This is a genomic window from Enterobacter sp. PGRG2 (assembly GCF_030291195.1).
Lineage (GTDB): Bacteria > Pseudomonadota > Gammaproteobacteria > Enterobacterales > Enterobacteriaceae > Enterobacter_D.
In genome coordinates this window covers 3,793,305-3,795,021 of sequence record NZ_CP127837.1, presented here as the reverse complement: position 1 = coordinate 3,795,021, position 1,717 = coordinate 3,793,305, and the positions used below count along the sequence as shown (strand labels likewise).

The window sequence follows — 1,717 nt, the reverse complement described above, 5'->3', positions numbered from 1 at the left end:
TCATCGCTAACATGGTTATAAAGGGCAGGTGGTGACACGCTGCCCCGTTGATTTCACCTCACAGCACCTCAACCACTTCAAACTCTTCTGCGATAAGCTCCATCTCCTCAGAAAAATGTCCTTCCCCGGTGAAAAACCGCTGATGCTCTTTCTGCCAGTATTCAAGGCTTAAATCGCCTTCACCTTCTTTGCGGGCAAACGCTTCAGTCACATCGCAAAAACGTACCAGTCGCATCGACATCAGCCTGGTTACGCACACCGGAACATTCTGGCCATCGAGGATGATGTTATAACTCCCAATCCGCGGGGCAGAGGCTTCCTGCTGGTAAGAGGCAAAAGAGCCGCAGGAGGCCGTTTTGATCCCTCTTTTAATCAGGTCGGCAAGCTCGCTGGCCAGTTCAGGGCTGTCACCCATTTGCCAGGCCTCTGCGCCCGGATACTTCACTTTTAATGCTTCAACCGCAGCCATCTAAATCCCTTCTTAACCATAGATAAAAAATGTCATACCCGTTTATTCTTCTTACTTACTTAAACAGCTTCTGCACAAATTCGGCGTAGGCCGGACGCCAGACGTCCATCTCATGGCCTGCGCCAGGATAGTTTTTATATTCAAAGTTGATGCCTTTTGCCTCCAGCTCGCGTTTGAGCCCGGCGATATCCTCGCCGGTGACGGCGTCTTTTTCGCCCACCACCACGGTGAAGTTATGCAGTTGTTTGTTCACCTCCTGCGGCTTGTTAAGCTGCGCGCTGATGCCCGCATCCGGCACGGTGGCGGTGGTGACGCCGCTGAAGGTGCCCAGCCAGCCGAAATTGTCGAGGTGGTGCATGCCGGAGAACAGCGCCTGGAAGCCGCCCTGGGATAACCCCGCCAGCGCGCGGCCACTGGCGTCCTTGCGCACGTTAAAGCGCGCATCCACCAGCGGGATAATGTCCTGCATCAGTTCGCGATCGGCGGCTTTTGCATTCAGCGGATAGAAGGTCTTGCGACGCTCTTTCGGCGGGTAATTTTCCGGGATCGCGTCGGTGATGTCCGTTTCAGTATCCGGCACCACCACCAGCATTGGTTTGATTTTGCCCTCCGCCAGCAGGTTGTCCATGATTTGCGGCAGTCGCCCCTGATCGATAGCGGAAAGCCCGGTATCGCCAAAGCCGTGATAGAAATAGAGCACCGGCAGCGGTTCGCCCTGGCCGGTATAACCCGGCGGTGTCCAGACATACATCCGGCGCTCAGATGCCAGGGCTTTGGAGTGATACGTCACCGTCAGCAGATCGCCATGCGGCACGGCGCGGTCATCCAGAATACTGCCCGGCACGAGGATCAGGCTGGTGTTCACCTGGCGCTGCGGTTTCTGGAAACGGCTGCCGGTATCAACGGAGCGGAAGCCGTCCACATCAAAGTAATATTCATACAGGTTCGGGGCCATCACGTCGCTTTTCCACGTCCAGACGCCGTTTTTACCTTTGCTCATATCATGGGAGGCAAGGCTGTCCGGGCTGGAGCCGGTGACCACAGATACGCGCTTTGCGTCCGGGGCGAACAGGCGGAAGGTGATGCTTTTATCGGCGTTCACCTGCGTCACATACTGGCTGACCGGTATAGCTTGATCCGGCGTGGCCGGGAAGGGCGCGGCAACAACTGGTGCCGCCGCGCCGCCGAGCAGTGCAGTGATGGCAAGTGCCAGGGCGATGTTCTTTTTCATATTCAGTCCCTCGTTGT

The 1,717-nt window shown here is 56.4% G+C and carries 2 protein-coding genes; both read right to left on the bottom strand.

Annotated features, from left to right (window positions below):
* Positions 1–58 precede the first annotated feature (58 nt).
* Entirely contained in the window at positions 59–469 is a 411-nt protein-coding gene (locus QRD42_RS16950) for an ASCH domain-containing protein (protein WP_318376204.1), read from the bottom strand.
* A 55-nt stretch (positions 470–524) separates the two neighbouring features.
* Complete coding sequence (locus tag QRD42_RS16945; protein ID WP_321988781.1) at positions 525–1,700, bottom strand: alpha/beta hydrolase-fold protein; 1,176 nt, start codon at positions 1,698–1,700, stop codon at positions 525–527.
* Positions 1,701–1,717: the final 17 nt, after the last annotated feature.